Source organism: Tistrella sp. (assembly GCF_002684955.1).
GTDB lineage: Bacteria > Pseudomonadota > Alphaproteobacteria > Tistrellales > Tistrellaceae > Tistrella > Tistrella mobilis.
The window spans coordinates 1-14,933 of the sequence record NZ_NYWI01000072.1; the positions used below are offsets into that span (position 1 = coordinate 1).

A 14,933-nucleotide genomic window follows, 5' to 3' on the forward strand; every position below is an offset into this window, starting at 1 on the left:
GCCACTCGCTACGACAAGCGACCGGAGAACTATCTCGCCGCCGTCAAGCTCGTGGCCGCGAGGATCTGGTGCCTGAGCTTATGAGTCTACGCCCTAGGTTTGAAAGCTGCGCCGGCCCCCGTGGTACCGCTCTGCGGCTCAAAGCTCTCCGAATAGCTGAGATAAGGGGTCAGCCCCATATCGAAGGCGTAGCCAAGGCCGATGCGGCTGGTGAAAGCCTCATCATCCTGCGACGTCTCGCCCGGTGTCAGGCGGTTCTTCACCCGGCTGTCTGCCCGATCATACCGGCCACCGAGATTGACGATCCAGCCGCCCATCCGGATCTGGTCCTGCGCATAGAGGCCCCACTGGTTGCGTCGCGTCTCAAGATTCTGATAGATCGGCGGCTCGCCCGCGAAGGTGGCATTGCCACCCTGGGGCAGCGTGATCGAACTCACCTGGGCAAAGCGCCGGATCGTGTCGCTGTCGTGGCGGCGGTATTCGAAACCGGCGAGCAGGGTGTGATCCAGCGGCCCCGTGGTGCCGTCGATCTGCACCTGGTTGTCGACCACATACACGTCCGACGACTCGCGCGCCGCGAAGGCGTTGCGATCCAGCGTCACGCCATCCGCCTGAAGCGCACGGATGTAGACGGTCGCGAAGTCCAGCCGGTTGGCGATGTAGCGGGCGTTCTGGCGAAAGGTGATCGCATCGTCGAAACGGTGCTCGAACTGGTAGCCCAGGGTGTAGAGATCCCGGTCCCAATGGCCGTAATCGGTGTCGCCGGCATAGAAGCTGCGCGGCAGCTTGCCATAGGGCGCATCCTTCAGCGTGCCGACGATCGGCAGCATGTTGGAAAAGCCACCATCGACATCGTCGCGCTGCCAGCTGCCGAGCAGGGTGAGCGTGGTGTCGTCCCCGGCCCGCCAGGTCAGCGAGGGGGCGATGGCGGTGCGTTCCTGATCGATGCCGTCGACCTGATTGTCGCTTTCCATCATCAGGCCGGCCACCCGGAAGGCCAGCCGGCCGTCCTCGACCAGCCGGCCGCCGATATCGGCGCCGGCCTCGTGACGGCCGAAGCTGCCGCCGCGCAGCATCACCTCGTTCATCGCCTGGTCGGACGGGGTCTTGCTCACCCGGTTGACGATGCCGCCCGGGGTGTTCTGGCCGTAGAGCACCGAGGCCGGGCCCTTCAGCACCTCGATCCGCTCGAACATATAGGGCTCGAAGCCGCCGACCGCGAAATTGGCGCCGCCGACCTTGATGCCGTCCAGATATTCGTTCGACGAGGCACCATAGGTGCCGTCGCCGCCGAAGCCGCGGACCTGGATATTGTCGCCGCCAGGCATGATGCCGCCGGCACGGCCGCCAACGCGGACACCGGCGGTATAGGCCAGCGCCTCGCCCTCGGTGGTGATGGCCCGGGCCGACATCTGGTCGCGGGTGACGACCGAGACCGATTGCGGGGTTTCCAGCAGCGGCGTGTCGGTCTTGGTCGCGGTGGCGGTGCGGGTCGCGACATAGCCGGTCACGGGGCCCGTCGCCACTTCGGCCGTCCGGACCGCCCCCACCTGAAGCGGATCGAGCACGGTCGCCCCCTCGCCCGCCAGGCGCTGCAGCACCACCACCCCGTCGGGCGTGATCGAGCCGGCAACCGGCGTGCCCGCCAGCAGCTGCGCCAGCCCCGCCGCCGGCGTCATCCGACCCTTGAGGCCGCGGCTCTCAACGCCGCGGGTGACGGCGGTATCGGCAGAGACCTGCAACCCCGCCTGTCGGCCGAAGGCGCCGAGTGCGCCCGCCAGCGGCTGTTCCGGAATGTCGAAGCTGACCTCTGCCGAAAGATCGGCCGCCTCGGCCCGGGTGATCACCATACCGGCAACCAGCCCCGCGCCCCCCACAACCATGGTTCCCGGAAGCGTCGCGACCGATGCCGCAACCATCGCTGCGACGCCCTGCGGCACCTTCCGGCGGCGCTGCTGCCCCTGGCCCATCCCCGTCTCCTTCATGTTCTGCCCGATCCGCTATGCGAGTGCTTCGCATTTTCAGGACCAACAGACGCGGAGCCCGGACGGATTTTCCGCAGGGGCCGGCATTTTTTTGAGAAAAAGACGCCGCTTCTACCACAAGGGGTTGCGGGTCGGTACTCAGGCGCCGTCGAGGATGGTGAGCAGCGCCCCCACCCGGCGGATCCGCCCGCCATGGGCGCGCATCAGCGCCGACAGCGCCGCCTGCGGATCGCGCAGGTCATAAAGCCCCGTCACCTGCCGGCCGGCGAGAGCATCATCCGCCACGATGATCAGCCCGGGGGTATAGGCCCGCAACCTGGCCACCACCTCGCCCACCGTCGCCCCGTCGACGAACAGCCGGCCGTCCTGCCAGAGCGCCACGGCATCGGGGGCGATACGGCCGCGGATGGGGGCGGAGCCGTCGGCCGGGATCTCGACCGTCTCACCGGGGCTGAGCTGCACGGCCGGCACGGCCGGCGCCTCCACCCGCACCGTGCCGCTGCGGACCGCGACCGTCACCCGGTCGTCATCGCGGTCGACCTCGAACCCCGTGCCGGTGACCGTGACCTGCACCCGGCCTGCCCGCACCACGAAGGGTCGGCCGGCATCGGCGACCACCTGAAAGAAGGCCTCGCCGCGCCGCAGGATCACCCGCCGATGGCTGCCGTCCAGCTGCATGTCGGCGGCCGAAAGTGGCGCCAGCTGCATGCGGCTGCCATCGGCGAGCGTCACCAGCCGAAGCTCCCCCACCCCGGTCGCGGCATCCGCCGTCATCCGCAGGGCCAGCCCGGGCAGCAGCATCACCGCAAGACCGGCCGCGACCGCAAGACCGGCAAGCCCGGCGGCCCAGCGCCCACGCCGCGGCCGGCGGGTGACCACCCGCGGCGGCGGCGGCGCCATCGCCGCCAGCCCCTCGGGCACCGCCAGCCAGCTGCGACGGACCTCGGCAAAGGCCGCGGCATGGGCGGGATCGGCCGCACACCAGGCCCGGAACGCCCGGCCCAGCGCCTGATCACCCGGTGCGGCTTCCAGCCGGACCAGCCAGTCCGCCGCCGCAGCTAAAAGGTCGGCGGATGGTCTTGTGCCGGAGCGGCGCGTCATGCCCCGTCCTCATCGCGAAGTGCCAGGGTGAGCTGCACCACCGCACCCTGTACCAGCCGGTGTGCGGTGGTCACCGAGACACCCAGATGATCGGCGATGCGCTGGAGGTTGCAGCCTTCCACGCGGTGCATCTTCAACGCCACCCGCTCCCGCTCCGGCAGGCTGGCGAGCGCCGCGGCCATCCGCCGGGTCTCGTCACGATCGAGCAGCCCCTGATCGGGGGCCGGCAGTTCGGCCGGCGCCAGCCAGTCCGGGCGATGCTGCAGGCGGTTGCGATCCTCGGTCTGGCGTCTGCGGGTGACATCCAGCGCAAGGTTGCGGACGATGCGATAGAGATAGCCCACCGGCTGCGCCACCCGCCCGGCCGCCCCCCCATCCGCGGCGCCGGGGGCGAAGCGGATATAGGCCTCCTGCACGACATCCTCGGCGCGCATGCGATCGCCCACGATCGGCGTCGCGTAATCCACGAGCGTCGCGCGGTGGTCGAGAAACAGTTTGAGCCTGGGATCGTCGTCGCGCACGGCGCCTGCATGCCTTCCGGGGCGGAAACCCGATGCGGTCGCATGCTAGTCGGATTGCGAACCGGTCGCAACAACAACACTCTCCCCCACGGCACCCCGGGGTGCCAGCACCGCAGCGGCGCGGGCGATGCGGTCGGTCAGGTCGTCCCGCCGCCCCGCCGGGACATAGCCGATCAGCGAGGTGGCGATGCCCAGATCGACGGCGGCGCCGAACTGGTCGTCGGCGACCTCTCCCCCGGCCCAGAGTGCCGCGGCACCGCGGAACATGATCGCCAGCTGTTCGGGCAGGGCCCCGACCGCCAGCGGCCGCATGGCGGGATCGATGCCGTCATGATCGCCAAGCGCCAGGATCCACAGGGCCCGGGATCGCCGGCGGAATTCCTCGGGATCGTCGGCGCTGCCGCCACCGGCTGCGGGCCCGCCCGCCACCAGCGTGCCGATCAGATAGCGATGTACGGCCGGACGCTGCAGCCAGACCGCGCAGCCCGCCTGCCCCATCATGAAGGTCCGGTCGATGGCATCGCCCGCACCCGTGGTGCTGTCCGCAACATAGCGATCGGTGATCGCGTCGAACATGCGCTGGGCCAGGCTGCGCAGAATGCCCGTCTTGCTGCCGAAATGGTTGAACGGGGTCGCGAAGCTGACCCCCGCCTCCTCGGACAATGCGCGCATCGAGAAGTCGGGCAGATCCCCGGCCAGAAGCAGCCGTTCCGCCGCGTTCAGGATTTCCTCCCGCGCGAAGGCCCGCTTGCGGTCCGCAAGCCGCACTCTGCCGGATGTCGCAGCCACCCTGCCCTCCCTTTCGACCGGTCTCTCCATCCCCTGCTATGCACCATGGCGGTGGCGCCGGCAAGGCGCGATCAGATTTGTATATCATGATATAAGAATCATATTGTGATTCAATTCATCCTCGCGCCATCATGCCTCCTGACCGGCCCCAGCAGAGCGCCGGCATACCAGGGAGGACATGAGATGACCGCAGAGAGACCGATCCTGATCCGGAACGCCCGGCTTCTGACCATGGTCGACGGCCAGGACGAGACGGCCGGCGACGTGCTGATCGCCGATGGGGTGATCCAGGCCGTCGGCGGGCGGATCGATCACCCGGAGGCAGAGGTCATCGATGCCGTCGCCGGCATCCTGATGCCCGGCTTCGTCGACACCCACCGCCATGTCTGGCAGACCCAGCTGCGATCCGTCGCGGCGGACTGGTCGCTGTTCGACTATTTCGTCCGTATGCGGATGATCTGTTCGGCGTTCTATTCGCCCGACGACGTCTGGCTGGGCAACCATATCGGCGCGCTGGAAGCGCTGCATGCCGGCGTCACCACCATGGTCGACCACTGCCACATCCTGAACAGCCCCGACCATGCCGATGCGGCGCTCAAAGGGCTGATCGATGCCGGCGGGCGGGGCATCTTCTGCTACGGGCTGTTCGGCAATCCACGCGGCCATGATCCGCTGGTGGCCGAGATTGCGCCGAACTGGCTTGCCGCCGATATCCGCCGGCTGCGGGTCGGCACGGGTTTCTCGGGCCAGAACCGGATCCTGTTCGGCATGGCGCCCGCCGAGGCCGAGGCGACGCCACTGCCCCATCTTCTGGGCGAGCTGAACCTTGCGCGCGAGCTTGGCGCCCACAGCATCTCATTGCATGTCGCCATGGGCGGTTACGATCAGGGCCACCGGGTGGTGCAGCAACTGGCCGATGCCGGCGCGCTGGGCCCCGATCTGCTGTTCGTGCATGGCGCCGCCCTGACCGCGGCTGAACAGGCGGCGATCGCCGAAGCCGGGGCCGGGCTGTCGGTGACGCCCGAAACCGAGATGCAGATGGGCATGGGCCATCCGCTGGCCTTCACCGCGCAGGCGGCCGGCATCCGCACGGGGCTCGGCATTGATATCGTGTCGAATTATGCCGGCGACATGTTCCGGCAGATGCGGCTGATGCTTCAGGCCGAGCGCGCCCGGCGCAATGCGGCACTGGAAGCCCGGGGCGGCGCACCGCGACAGATCACCCCAACCGCCCGCGAGGTGCTGCGGATGGCAACCCTCGGCGGCGCCGAAGCCCTGCATCTGGAAGACCGCATCGGCTCAATCGCGCCGGGCAAGCGCGCCGATCTGATCCTGGTGCGCACCGATACCGTCAACATGTGCCCGACCATCGACGCCGTGGCCGCCATCGTGCTGAATGCGGCCCCGTCCGACGTCGACATGGTCATGGTCGACGGCCGGATCATCAAGTGCTGCGGCACGCTCGCCGGCGTCGACTGGCCGGGTCTCGCCACCCGCCTCGAGGCATCGGCGATGCGGATCACCGCAGCGGCGGCCCGGGTCGATCGCGCACCGATCGAGGCCATGGGCGCGGGCCTGTTCGCCAACCTCACCTGACCCCCGACATAAGAACGGCCCGCCCCCGGAAGGGGACGGGCCGTTCTCGTCACCTATGCCGCAAGATCAGCCGATCGCGGCCAGACCGCGCGCCAGATCGGCTTCCAGGTCGGCCGGGTTCTCCAGGCCGATATGCAGGCGAACCGGCACGCCGGGCCCCGTCCAGCCGCGCACGGTGTCGGGGGCCTGCGGCAGGGCCAGGCTTTCGAACCCGCCCCAGGACGAGCCGATGCCGAACAGGCGGAGCGTGTCGACGAAACGGTCGACCGCAGCCAGATCCAGATCCGGGCGCATGCCGATGGTCACCAGCCCGTTGGCGCCGGTGAAGTCGCGGCGCCAGAGGTCGTGGCGGGGATGGCTTTCCAGCGCCGGGTGCAGCACCCGCTCGACCAGGGGATGATCCTGGAGGAAGCGGGCGATGCGGAGCGCGCTGGCCGCATGGATCGGCAGCCGGGCCGCGATGGGGCGCAGGCCGCGCAGGGTCAGCCAGGCATCATCCGGGCTGACGGTCTGGCCCATCACCACCTGCATCCGCCACAGCTCGCGGCCCAGCTCGCCATTGGCGACCACGGCACCCATCATGACGTCGGAATGGCCGACGACATATTTGGTGCCGGCGATCACCGAGATGTCGGCACCGTGCAGAAGCGGCTTGTGCAGCAGGCCCGAGGCCCAGGTGTTGTCGATCACCAGCAGCGCATTGTGATCATGCGCCAGCGTCGAGAGCGCCTTGACGTCGATCAGGTCATAGACCCAGGACCCCGGGTTCTCGGCATAGATCATCCGGGTGGCCGGGGTGATCTTCGCCGCCGCATCCTCGACCGTGCCGTCGAAATAGGTCGACGCGATACCGCGCGGCTCCAGGAATTTCGACCGGATGGCATGAACCTGCGGGTAGACCGTGTTCTGGATCAGCACATGCGATCCGGGCAGCAGGCAGGTCAGCAGGACATGGGCGATGGCGGCCAGCCCCGTGGGGAAAAGCAGCGCCCGCTCCCCCCCTTCAAGCGCGGCCCAGGCTTCTTCCAGCGCATGGTTGGTGGGGGTGCCGCGGGCACCATAGCTGAACACCCGGCTGCCATCCTCGCGCCGCGCCTTGTTGGCGCGCATGGTGGCGATGTCGGGGGCGAGCACGGTAGAGGTGCGGACGACCGGCGGGCTCACCGGGCGGACGCCCTCCATCGGCTGGCTGCGACCCAGATGGATCAGCCGGGTCTCTTCAGACAGCTCACGATCCGCGCTCATTCACGCATTCCCTTCCTTGACGTCATGGCCCGCGCCGATGATGGCGAAACCGGCCCGCTCGCGGTCGTCCAGCTTGGCCAGCAGCCCGGTTTCCCAGGCCAGATAGCGGCGGGCGGCCTCCAGATTGCCATCATGGCGATCATGGACGAAGAACAGGAAGTCAATGCAATCGGCCTCCGACGGCTCGTCCGGGGTCGCCACCATGTCGAAACCCGCCGCCGTCCAGCCGGCGGCATCGGCGGTCACCAGGCCCGCGACCTTGCGGCCAAGCCCGGCAAGATCGATGGCGGCGCAGCGCGCGATGCGCGGATCGGCCGCGATCAGCACGATGCGGGCATCGGCGGCCAGATCGGCCACCGCCGCTGCCAGCCGCGGACGGATCGCCCAGCGGGCCCCCTCGACATGGCCCTTGCGGAAGGCCATGCCCGGGCGGAGATCGATCAGCGCCACCGGTGCGCCGCCATCGGCCTGCATGGCCGCAATCTCGGCCGGGCGCAGCACCACCAGCGCCGGCAGACGGCCCGCCGCCTCTTCATGGCCAAGGCCCGAGGCTCCGATCCGGCCCCAGCCCGACCGGCCGCCTTCCAGCACCGCCACGTCCCAGCCCATGCGCTTCAGCCAGTTGGCCACGACCGCCGAGCGGATGCCGGTGTCGCAGGTCAGCACGACGCGGGCATTGCGCACGCCCAGCCACTGGTCCGAGGCCTGGATCAGCTGGCCGCCCGGGGCATGCAGGGCGCCGGGCGCATGATGCAGCTCGTATTCCTCGGGCGTGCGGACGTCGAGAAGATAGGTGGTGCGGCTGGCATCGCGCAGCCAGGCGCCGGCAACCTCGGGCGAGATGAAGGTGATGCCGTTGACCGCGGCGAAGCCCACCAGCCAGTCCGCGGCCTCGTCATTGCCGTCGACGGCTTCGGGATAGAGCCGGTCGCTGCCATGCTCCAGATCGAAACCGGCCAGGCGCCAGCCCTGGGTGCCGTTGCGCAGCGCCACCACCGGGTTGGGCACGCCGACATCGCGCAGCGTCTGGGCGCCGATGATGCTGCGGGTCCGGCCGGCGCAGTTGACCACGATCCGGGTCTTCGGGTCGGGCGCGATGCTGCGGATGCGGTGCACCAGCTCGCCGTTCGGGCAGCAGATCGCGCCCGGGATGTTCATCTTGCGGTATTCATCGACCGGGCGGCCGTCGACCACCACCAGATCCTCGCCGCGCGCCAGCGCCGCCTGCAGCTCTTCGGCCGAGATCGAGGGGGTGTCGAGTTCGTGCTCCACCACCTCGCCGAAGGTCTTGCTGACCACGTTGACGCCGGCGAACAGCTCGTAGCCGGCCGCGGCCCAGGCGGCGACGCCGCCATCCAGCACCAGAACGTTGCGATAGCCGATCGCCCGGGCGCGGGCGGCGGCACGGGCCGCAACGGTCGACAGGCCGTCGTCATAGACCACGACCCGGGCGGCCTTGTTCGGCACCAGCCGCTCGATGTCCAGCTCCAGCCGGCTATAGGGCAGCGGCACGGCATAGAACAGATGCGACCAGCCGTACTGGCCATGCTCGCGCACGTCGAGCAGCGCGATCTCGCCGCCGTCGTGAAGGGCAGCCTTCAGATGGGCGGCGGTGATCACGCCCTCGGCCGGGGTGTCGTCGACCGGCGCCGGCGGCACCGGGATCGACCGGGTCGGCACGCCGAGCCCCATGGTCTTGCAGGTGCCGGCGGCCAGATCGAAGGTGGTACGGCCCGACAGGGTCTCCAGCGCGCGGCCATAGAAATGCAGATGGCGGATGATCTGCTCGCCCTCGATCACCACCGAATGGATGTCGTCGGGCAGAAGCGCCACGCCCCGCCCGGGGCCGACCTCGATCCGCCCGGCCTCGACCAGGGTCGCGCGGCCCGGCACGGTGCCGTCATCGGTGCGCTGGTAAAGGCGGTTGACCTCAACCCCATCCACCGCGGCCACGCAGGCCCAGGTGGTGTGGTCGTGCGGCGGGATCAGCTTGCCCGGGCGCATCACGTTCAGATAGAGCGCGAAACCGTGATCGCTGTCCTCGCGGATCATGTAGCGGGCCTGGCGCTCACCCTCTTCCGGCGGCGGGAAATCCGCCTCGGACCAGAGTTCGGCACGGGCCGCCAGGGTCTTCAGGCGGTCCAGCACCTGGGCGAGAGCTGCCCGGGTCAGACCTTCGGCGGCCAGGATCTGGCGCGCTTCGGCCACCATCCCGTCGGCGAGAATCCGGCGACGATCGATCATCCGCGTATTCCTTCTTCCTTCCCGTTCAGCGCCCTGCCCGACAGGCAGTGCGTTGCATCTCTGCAGGCTAGCGCTAAACTCATTCCGAAAATAACGAGTTATCCCGCGATTCCCATCAGGAACGCTTATGATTAACTTCGACCTCGCCGCCCTTCGCACCCTGGTCGCGATCGCCGATCAGGAGACCTTCGCCCGCGCCGGCGAAACCGTGCACCGCACCCAGGCCGCCGTCAGCCAGCAGATGCGCCGGCTGGAGGATCAGCTTGGCCTGGCCCTGTTCGAACGCAGCGGCCGCACCAAGGAACTGACCCCCTCGGGCCGGAAGCTGGTCGACTATGCCCGGCGCATGCTGGCGCTTCAGGAAGAGACCCTGGCGGCGCTGCACGCGGTGACCACCGGCGGCCCGGTGCGTCTGGGATCGCCCGCCGACATCGCCGACACGGTGCTGCCCGAGATGCTGCGCCGCTTCGCCCGGGCGAACCCGGCCCTGTCGCTGGTGATCCATGTCGGCCGCAGCCCCGACCTCATGGAGCTGCTGAAGAAGGGCGCCATCGACCTCACCATCTCCACCCGCTTCGACGAAAGCCGGCGCCATTTCCTGCTCCGCACCTCTCCGGTCGTGTGGATCGCGGCCAATGATTTCCGGGTCGATCCGAACCGCCCCCTGCCGCTGGTGCTGGCCGACGAGCCCAGCATCTTCCGCAAGATCGCGCTGGCGGCGCTGGAGCGGAGCGGCCGGACCTGGCACGAGCGCTATACCGCGCCGGGGCTTGCCGGCATCCGTGCGGCGGTTGCAGCCGGCCTCGGCATCACCGCCCGCAGCATCGAAGCGCTGACGCCTGAACTGCGGGTGGTGGGAGAGGCCGACGGGCTGCCGCCGCTCGGCAACATCCGCTACTACCTGTATCAGCGCGACGATGCGGTTTCAGAAGCGGCCAAGAACCTGTTCCGGCTGATGGCCGCCCGCGGCTGAGGCCCGGCAGGACCTCAGGCCTTGCGGCGCCGCGTGATGCGGCCGCCGATCAGCGGCCATGCCACGAAGGCGATCGCCGCCACCATCAGCACGCCCGAAATCGGCCGCTCGAAGAAGATCCAGGGCGAATTGCCCGACAGCGACAGGCTCTGATAGAGCGAGCGTTCGATGACCGGCTCCAGCACCACGCCCAGGATCAGCGGCGACAGCGGCACATGGAGCTTGTTCATCAGGTAGCCGAAGATGCCGAAGCCCAGCGCCACGACCACGCCGAAGGTGCTGTTCGCGACCGAATAGGCACCGGCGATGCAGAGCAGCGCCACCGCCGCCCCCAGCATGCCCTGGGGGATGCGGGCAACGAGCCCCGGAATGGCCCGGGCCATGACCAGGCCCAGCGGGAACATCAGGATGTTGGCGATGACGAAGGCCACGACGATCAGATAGGCGATGTCGGGGCTGTCGGTGAACAGCGACGGGCCGGGGCGCAGACCCTGGATCAGCAGCGCGCCCAGGAACAGCGCCGAGGTGGAGTTGCCGGGGATGCCGAGCGAGAGCAGCGGCACCATCGAGCTTGCGACCACCGAGTTGTTGGCGGCCTCCGGCGCCGCAACGCCTTCCGGCAGGCCGGTGCCGGCCTGGGCGCCGAAGCGGCGGGCGACACGGCCATAGGCCATGTAGATCGCCATCAGCATGCCGGCGCCGGGCAGGATGCCGATCACATTGCCGATCGCCGAAGCCTGAACCCAGGTCGGCAGCAGGCGGCGGATCATCGAGGCCGGCAGCAGCAGGTCGCGGAAGCGGACACCGGCGGTCGCAACCTCGGCCGCCTTGGCCGAGGCCGGGTTGCGGCGGCGAACCCAGGCTTCCTCTGCCATGTCGAGCAGGCTGGCGATGCCGAACAGGCCGATCAGCATCGGCACCAGCGGCAGGCCGTCATACAGCCAGGGCTCGTCGAAGGTGAAGCGCGGATAGCCGCTCTGCGGGCTGAAGCCGATCGTGGCGATCAGCAGGCCGAGCACGCAGGCGATGGTGCTGCGCACCGCATTGCCGGTCGCCATGCCGATAACGGTCGACAGGCCGAGCAGCGCCAGCGCGAAATATTCCGGCGGGCCGAAGCGCAGCGCCTGTTCGGCAAGGAAAGGCGCACACAGCAGCAGGACCAGCGCACTGGTGATGCCGCCGAAGACCGAGCTGTAGGTGGCGATGCCCAGCGCCAGACCGCCCTGCCCCTTGCGGGCCATGGCATTGCCGTCGATCGCCGTCACCACCGATGACGCGGTACCGGGGATCTTGAGCAGGATGGCCGGAAAGGACCCGCCGAAACAGGCCGAGCAGTAGATGCCGACCAGCAGCGGAAAGGCGAGGTCGCCCGGCATGGCGAAGGTGATCGGCACCAGCACGGCCAGCGTGATGCTGTCGTTCAGCCCCGGCATGGCACCCACCACCAGGCCGATGATCACGCCGAAGACCAGGAAGCCGAAGACCGCGGGCTCTGCCAGATGCAGCAGGGCCGGAAGGATCTGATCGATCATGTGCAGGGGCCTCCCGGGTCAGCCGGTGATCGAGGGCAGCGGCACGCCAAGCAGCACGCCGAAGACCAGACGGATCGCCGCGGTGAAGACGATCGCGGTCACCACCAGACGGATCGACAGCGGGTCGCCCAGCAGCCGCGCGATCACGATGAACAGGATGAAGGCCGGAAGCTCGAAGCCCGCAGGCTCGACCGCCAGGATCACCAGCCCGATGCCGAGGGCGATGGCGGCCGGCAGGATCTGCTGGCGGAGCACGACGTCCGAGGCCTTGCGGCCGGCCTGCGGCACGAAGAGCAGCAGCCCGCAGACCGCAAGGATGCCGGCGAAGAGTTCGGGCGCCAGGGCTGCGATCGAATCGTAGCCGGCGGTCTCGAAAAAGACGAAGGCCGCAAGTGCCAGCGAAGCGGCACCGAGGCAGATCTCGGGCAGCCTGCCGCCCGATGCTCGTGGCATGACGCCGTATCCCTGCTGAAATCGGGGCACGCATGGGATCGCCGGGGGGCGGCGATCGCCGGAAAGACGGAAGACGGTGGTGCGACCGGCGGGCCGCGGGGGGACGGGGATCTCCGCGAAGGGAGGGGCCTCGGAGATCCCCTGGGGGGAGGTGGCGCCGCCGGTCACACCGTCCGGGCCGGAGATTATTCCGGCTTCTTCAGCGTGGGGAGGATTTCCTCCATCACCACGGCGACCTTGTCGACATAGGTCGAGAAGGCATCCGGGCCACGATAGGCGATCGGGTAGCCGCCCTTGTTCATGCCCTCGACGAAGCGGGGATCGGCGACCACTTTCTCAAGGGCGGCGGCCAGCTTGTCGACCACCTCGCGCGGGGTCTCGGCCGGCACGGCCAGGCCGCGGAAGGTCGCCATGTGATCCAGCGCCGGCAGGCCGACCTCGGCCAGCGTCGGCACGTCGGGCATGGCGGGCACGCGCTCTTCGGACATCACGCCCAGGATCTTGATCCGGCCGTCCTTGGCGTTGCTCAGCGCCTCGCCCATCGAGACGAAGGCGGCATCCACATGACCGCCCATCACCTGCTGGAACTGCATGGCGGCGCTCTCGTTGTGGATGTAGTTGAACTGCGCGCCGGCTTCCTTCGCGAGCACCAGGGCCGCGATGTGATGCGAGGTGGAATGGCCCGGGGTCGCGATGCTGACCGCACCCGACTTCGACGCCTTCACCAGATCGGCCACATTCGCGAAAGCCGAGTTCGACGGCGCGATCACCACCTCGGGATCCAGGCAGTACATCGCCAGCGTCTGGAACGACTTGTAGGTGTAGGGGGTCTTCTTGACGATCGGGTTGTTGATCACCGACGAGGTATAGGCGAGCACGGTGTAGCCGTCGGGCTTGGCCCGGGACACATAGCTCTGGCCGACCACGGCGCCGCCGCCGGGCATGTTCTCGACGATGATCTTCTGGCCGCCCAGATAGTCCGAGCCGACCTCGGCGATCAGACGGCTGGTGAAGTCGACGGCACCGCCGGGCGAGAACGGCACGATGATCCGCACGTTCTTCTCGGGGAACTCCGCCTTGGCGGCACCGCCGAGACCGAGGGCCAGCACGCCGCCCAGAACGGCGGTCGCCAGGAATTTCTTCATCTCTCTGCCTTCCCTGTGAGCGTCCCGGGGACAGCCTGATCTGCATCCCCGCTTCCCCGGGGGATGCGACGTCTGCCGGGGGTCGGGAAGATCCTATGCCGTCCGCCTCGTCAGAAAAAATTCAAAAAAACACGGGATTGATAAGCTTATGTGATGTTTTACCCGCCAAATACCCTCAGGTTGCAACAGGTCGGCCCGCGTTTCCCTCCCGGATACGCGAAATATCGCGCCCGGTGATGTATATGATAGTGCGATGGCATGCCCAATATCCGAGGCACCGACGACAGAACTCATACAATACTATTGTACTGAAACCATATGCAGAGGGAGCACCCCTCACCCATCAGACAAGCGTTTGATACAACCATTAGTAAATTTTCTAAGCTTTTCGCCAATCCCTTACTTGACGCTCCGGTGCCGAGACCGCATCCTCGGTCGGGACGGCAGGGAGGGATGACGACACGCCTTGTCCGTCGACTGGGTAACCGGCTTGACTTCGGCGGGCCTCGTCTCAGACGAGTGCCCGCCCTTTTTTTGCAGCGGCCGCTTCTCAACCCGCGGAACGTTCTTCGCCGCCTGCCGCTGCACTATGGGTCGCCGCCGCCGCGGGGCTCTCACGGCCCTCGATGACTGCAATACTGGCCCGGCCGGTCGCCACCAGTCTGGGCGCGCCACCGTCCGTCAGCACGTGAACGCGCGCTTCCACGGCGGTCAGCCGACGGCCCGGCTTCACCACCCGGGCATCCGCCACCAGCCGGCCGCCGGCCGCGGCGGCCAGCAGCGAGACGCCGAAATCCGCCGTCATCACCCCATGGCCCAGGGGCACCAGCGTGGCGGCGGCACAGGCGCAGGCATTGTCGATCAGATAGCCGATCACCCCGCCATGGAACACGCCGTGGTTCTGCATCAGCTCGGGCCGTGCGGCGATCTCGATGCGGCAGCGGCCGCTGCCGAGGGCTGTGAGTTCCGCGCCCAGATGCGCGGTGAAGCCCTGTGCCGCCACACCGGCGCGGACACGCTTTTCCTGGATCTCGGGCAGGGGGGCGTCCGGCAGGGCAGCCCAGGGGTCGAAGCCATCGGTGGTCATCGGGCGCAGCTCTCCTTGGTCGGCGGGGCGGCTTCGTCCGGCCGCTTCCGCATATGGCGATCACTCCAGCCCCCAGATTAACCCGAACGGGATCCGCCGTCCGGCGGCATGCGCGCTCCTGTGCGACAGAATGCCGCCGCGACAGTCTGTCGATTGCATGCGCGGTCACGCATCCGCGATAGTCCGCGCCATGGCGCGATGCAGCAAAACAGCCCGATCACGGGCGCACCGTCGGTTCGGTTCCAGCCCCATCACGACTGCG

At 68.5% G+C, this 14,933-nt stretch carries 12 protein-coding genes and 1 pseudogene; 3 read left to right on the plus strand and 10 right to left on the minus strand.

What is annotated here, in order from left to right; genetic code table 11:
• Nucleotides 1-84, plus strand: a pseudogene (locus tag CMO28_RS22710) (IS5/IS1182 family transposase); the annotation flags it as partial.
• Nucleotides 85-86: 2 nt separating this feature from the next.
• Here the strand turns inward: CMO28_RS22710 and CMO28_RS22715 are convergent.
• The 4 genes from CMO28_RS22715 to CMO28_RS22730 all read right to left on the minus strand — a co-directional run bounded on the left by CMO28_RS22715 (nucleotide 87) and on the right by CMO28_RS22730 (nucleotide 4,396).
• On the minus strand, nucleotides 87-1,985 hold the full coding sequence (locus CMO28_RS22715; protein ID WP_296717404.1) for a TonB-dependent siderophore receptor: 1,899 nt from the start codon (nucleotides 1,983-1,985) through the stop codon (nucleotides 87-89).
• 138 nt (nucleotides 1,986-2,123) lie between these two features.
• Nucleotides 2,124-3,086 carry a FecR family protein gene (locus CMO28_RS22720; RefSeq protein ID WP_296717406.1) on the minus strand — a complete coding sequence of 321 codons (963 nt, stop codon included), beginning with the start codon at nucleotides 3,084-3,086 and terminating at the stop codon, nucleotides 2,124-2,126.
• A complete protein-coding gene (locus tag CMO28_RS22725) occupies nucleotides 3,083-3,607 on the minus strand; it encodes a sigma-70 family RNA polymerase sigma factor (RefSeq protein ID WP_296717409.1) in 525 nt (174 codons plus the stop codon). Before CMO28_RS22725 ends, CMO28_RS22720 begins: the two co-directional genes overlap by 4 nt.
• A 45-nt stretch (nucleotides 3,608-3,652) precedes the next feature.
• Nucleotides 3,653-4,396, minus strand: coding sequence for a TetR/AcrR family transcriptional regulator (locus tag CMO28_RS22730; RefSeq protein ID WP_296717411.1), 744 nt, complete (start codon nucleotides 4,394-4,396; stop codon nucleotides 3,653-3,655).
• Between the two features lie 183 nt (nucleotides 4,397-4,579).
• On the opposite strand from CMO28_RS22730, the gene CMO28_RS22735 reads away from it, so the two are divergent.
• On the plus strand, nucleotides 4,580-5,992 hold the full coding sequence (locus CMO28_RS22735) for an amidohydrolase family protein (protein WP_296717414.1): 1,413 nt from the start codon (nucleotides 4,580-4,582) through the stop codon (nucleotides 5,990-5,992).
• Nucleotides 5,993-6,058: 66 nt separating this feature from the next.
• Here the strand turns inward: CMO28_RS22735 and CMO28_RS22740 are convergent, their stop codons facing one another.
• Together CMO28_RS22740 and CMO28_RS22745 are read right to left on the minus strand one after the other, a co-directional pair.
• Nucleotides 6,059-7,237, minus strand: coding sequence for a trans-sulfuration enzyme family protein (locus CMO28_RS22740; RefSeq protein ID WP_296717416.1), 1,179 nt, complete (start codon nucleotides 7,235-7,237; stop codon nucleotides 6,059-6,061).
• Nucleotides 7,238-9,481: a rhodanese-like domain-containing protein gene (locus CMO28_RS22745; RefSeq protein WP_296717419.1), complete on the minus strand. Its 2,244-nt coding sequence runs from the start codon at nucleotides 9,479-9,481 to the stop codon at nucleotides 7,238-7,240.
• 127 nt (nucleotides 9,482-9,608) lie between these two features.
• On the opposite strand from CMO28_RS22745, the gene CMO28_RS22750 reads away from it, so the two are divergent.
• A complete protein-coding gene (locus tag CMO28_RS22750) occupies nucleotides 9,609-10,454 on the plus strand; it encodes a LysR substrate-binding domain-containing protein (protein WP_014745789.1) in 846 nt (281 codons plus the stop codon).
• A gap of 14 nt (nucleotides 10,455-10,468) precedes the next feature.
• Here the strand turns inward: CMO28_RS22750 and CMO28_RS22755 are convergent, their stop codons facing one another.
• From CMO28_RS22755 to CMO28_RS22770, 4 genes are all read right to left on the minus strand, one after another.
• Nucleotides 10,469-11,986: a tripartite tricarboxylate transporter permease gene (locus CMO28_RS22755; RefSeq protein ID WP_062769763.1), complete on the minus strand. Its 1,518-nt coding sequence runs from the start codon at nucleotides 11,984-11,986 to the stop codon at nucleotides 10,469-10,471.
• A gap of 18 nt (nucleotides 11,987-12,004) precedes the next feature.
• Nucleotides 12,005-12,439, minus strand: a complete 435-nt coding sequence (locus CMO28_RS22760; RefSeq protein WP_062769766.1) for a tripartite tricarboxylate transporter TctB family protein — start codon at nucleotides 12,437-12,439, stop codon at nucleotides 12,005-12,007.
• 185 nt (nucleotides 12,440-12,624) lie between these two features.
• A complete protein-coding gene (locus CMO28_RS22765; protein ID WP_062769769.1) occupies nucleotides 12,625-13,584 on the minus strand; it encodes a tripartite tricarboxylate transporter substrate binding protein in 960 nt (319 codons plus the stop codon).
• A 550-nt stretch (nucleotides 13,585-14,134) separates the two neighbouring features.
• Nucleotides 14,135-14,671 (minus strand): PaaI family thioesterase, encoded by a 537-nt coding sequence (locus tag CMO28_RS22770; RefSeq protein WP_296717428.1) that lies wholly within the window; start codon nucleotides 14,669-14,671, stop codon nucleotides 14,135-14,137.
• Between the last annotated feature and the right edge of the window lie 262 nt (nucleotides 14,672-14,933).